Genomic DNA, 2,684 nt, shown 5'->3' with positions numbered 1-2,684 from the left:
TCAGTACTGTCAACGGCCGCCAGGCTTGGGTGGGTTGGTCGCCGACGGTGAAGAGGGTTCCGTCGGCGGTGCGGACGTCGAGACCCCGTGCGCTCACCACGGCCTCCACCCGCCCCGGCGCGGGCAGGGTCAGGGTGCCAAGGGTCGGCAGGTGCAGCTCGCGGTCCGGCTGGTCCCAGGTCAGTCGCAGCGGGGCGTGCGCGTGGACGGCCGCCGCCACGGCGACGCGGGCGAAGCGGGCGGCGGTGACGTGGGCCGCCTCGGCATGGCGCAGGGCGGCACGCAGGTAGGGGTGGGACAGGACCCGGTTGAGGTGTTCCGCGGTGGTCCGGTCCGCGTCCAGCCGGAGCAGCGCCAGCCAGGCCGCGTCCCAGTCGGGGTCTCCGGCCAGCCGCTCGTTGGCGTAGGCGAGGAGGGTCCGGTCCAGGTCCTGCCGGGCGAACCGCAGGGCCTCGGGGTCGAGGACGGCGGGTGAGAGGGAGCGGTCGGTGATCCGCTCGGCGATCCCGTCGACCAGGGCGCGAAGATCGTGGCAGAACACCGATGGATTATCGAACTCGCGTTCGCTGCTGTAGCGGTGGGCGTAGAGACCGCCACCGCAGGACTGGACCACCGGGCACTCGCGGCAGGTCTTCGACAGCCCGAGTAGGCCGCGTTGCCGGGCCTGTACGCCAGGATGCCGGGCCACCTGCTCGAAGGTGTGCTCGTCGACGTGGTATCCCGTGGCGGGTGCGCCGTCGTAGGCCGTCTTGAGCGAGTCCACCTGCTCGAAGGAGCCGTCCGTCTCCACGACCGCCAGATCGGAGGGGGCCAGACCCATGGCCTCGGTCAGGCTGGGCCCGCCCCGTAGTGTGCTGAGCACCGAGTCGAAGGTCCGCACCCGCACCTTGCGGCCCTGTTCCGTCCAGCGGTCGAACACGGCGAGCAGCCAGTCGGCGTACGGGGTCGGCGAACCGGAGGAGCCGCGCGGCGGCGGGGTGTCCCAGGTGGAGTGCGGCAGCAGGTAGTCGATCCGGGGCGGGGAGAGGGCCGACAGGGTGTCGTGCACGACGACCGGATCGTTCGCCACGTCCACCGTGCACAGCAGTCCCCCGAAGAGATGCCGGTACTCCTCGGTGCGCAGCAGATCGATCGCGCGCAGGACGCGGTGGTAGCTGCTCCGGTACCTGCGGTCGAGCCGGTGCCGGTCGTTCGCGGCCTGGTCGCCGTCGAGCGAGATGCTCACGAGGACGCCGTATTCCCGGAAGACGTCCAGATGGCGGCGGCTCAGCTGCATGCCGTTGGTGTGGATCTTCAGCTCGAGCTCGGTGACGCCGGCCAGCGCGGCACTGAACTCGGCGCAGATGGACCGCAGTCGGGCGGGACCGGCCAGCAGGGGCTCACCGCCGTGCAGGATGACGGTGACGGAGGCGAGGTCGTGCTCGCGCGCGTACGTGGCGAACCGTGCCGCGGTCTGACGGACCGTCTCCTGGTCGATCACGACCGGGCGGGTCTTCCAGCTCTTGTCCGCGTGCTCGTACACATAGCAGTGGTCGCACGCCAGATCACAGCGACTGTGGATCTTCAGGACGAGTTGCTGGAGTGGGTGGTCCCCCGGAGAAACGGTCACTTAGCACACGCTACCGCGCGCCGTCACCCCCGCACGCCCTGTATCGGCCAATTGAGATACCGCACGCGTGTGTTGTGGTAGGGGACCGTACCCCCCGGCGGATCGACCGCGCACGCCGTCGTGAACGGTGGGCGCGGTCGCGGCAGTATGTCCGCCCTACAGCGCCGAGTCGAAGGTGGTGGGACGCCTCCCCGGGCCACCCGTGACCCGGTCAGCGGCCTTCGTCGTGGCAGTGGAGTCGATCGCACCCAGCGGGGTGTGCTGACCCTGGGGGGCGGAACCGGCGGCCGTCGCGCGTTCCGTGACCGTCTGAGCCTTCATCTGTCTGATGTCTCCTTCCGTGGGGACCGGCGTGTCCCCGGCCCAAGCAGACCAGAGGTCCGGTGTCGGAATTCGAACCATGAGACAGAGACAACCCGGTTTTAGGCGGACGATACCTCAGCCGGAAGGCTCCGGAGCATGGCTAGGGCGCGCGTACGCGCCCATACTCGGATGTCCGGGGGAGCCTGTTGTCGGGGGTGGGCCATGAGGGTCGGTATTCCGGGGCCGGGCGTCACATGGAACGACGACGACCTCCCTCCGCTCTTCCGCGTTAACGATCAACTCGCGATCACCCATCAGAGTGAATCCTTCCGTGCCGTCCGCGCCCAGTTGATCGTCCTGCTGGCGGCCACCACCTCGGCCATGCTGGCCGAACGGCTCGGCAGCCACGTCCCCGCGCTCCTGGCCGCGCTGCTGTACGCCCTGACCATCGGCATCGGACTGCGCACCACACGCCGTCGTGCCCGCGCGCGCTGGCAGGCCCACCGTGCCGTCGCCGAGCTGCTGAAGTCGCTGGCGTGGCAGTACATGGTGCACGGCGGGATCTTCCACTCCCAGGTGGCCAACGCGGACGCACTGTTCGCGGAGCGGGTCGAGGAACGGCTCAGGGAGATGCGCAAGGTGGGCTGGGAGGACTCAAGGAACGGGGTCCACGCCCGCGGCGAGGGGCAGATCACCCCGGCGATGCGTCAGGTGCGCGCGAAGGCCTTCTCGGTACGCCGCGACATCTATCTGCGTGAGCGATTACTCGAGC

The 2,684-nt window shown here is 69.7% G+C and carries 3 protein-coding genes; 1 reads left to right on the top strand and 2 read right to left on the bottom strand.

Annotation, left to right across the window (positions count from 1 at the left end; genetic code table 11):
* Positions 1-1,609, bottom strand: a 1,609-nt coding sequence (locus JF597_RS52940; protein ID WP_294014115.1) for an FxsB family cyclophane-forming radical SAM/SPASM peptide maturase, incomplete at its 3' end; no start/stop codon positions are given.
* 156 nt (positions 1,610-1,765) lie between these two features.
* Positions 1,766-1,930, bottom strand: coding sequence for a hypothetical protein (locus JF597_RS52935; protein WP_156100574.1), 165 nt, complete (start codon positions 1,928-1,930; stop codon positions 1,766-1,768).
* Between the two features lie 204 nt (positions 1,931-2,134).
* Between JF597_RS52935 and JF597_RS52930 the strand changes: the two genes are divergently transcribed.
* A partial coding sequence (locus JF597_RS52930; protein WP_294014112.1) for a DUF4231 domain-containing protein occupies positions 2,135-2,684 on the top strand: 550 nt, incomplete at its 3' end.

The sequence above is a fragment of the Streptomyces sp. genome (assembly GCF_019510245.1).
Lineage (GTDB): Bacteria > Actinomycetota > Actinomycetes > Streptomycetales > Streptomycetaceae > Streptomyces.
Note: the sequence above shows the minus strand (reverse complement) of the source record. Positions and strands in the feature narration are given on the sequence as shown.

Excerpts from the sequence above, each read along its gene's own strand:
- JF597_RS52935 (WP_156100574.1), bottom strand. The coding sequence starts at position 1,930 with ATGAAGGCTCAGACGGTCACGGAACGCGCGACGGCCGCCGGTTCCGCC.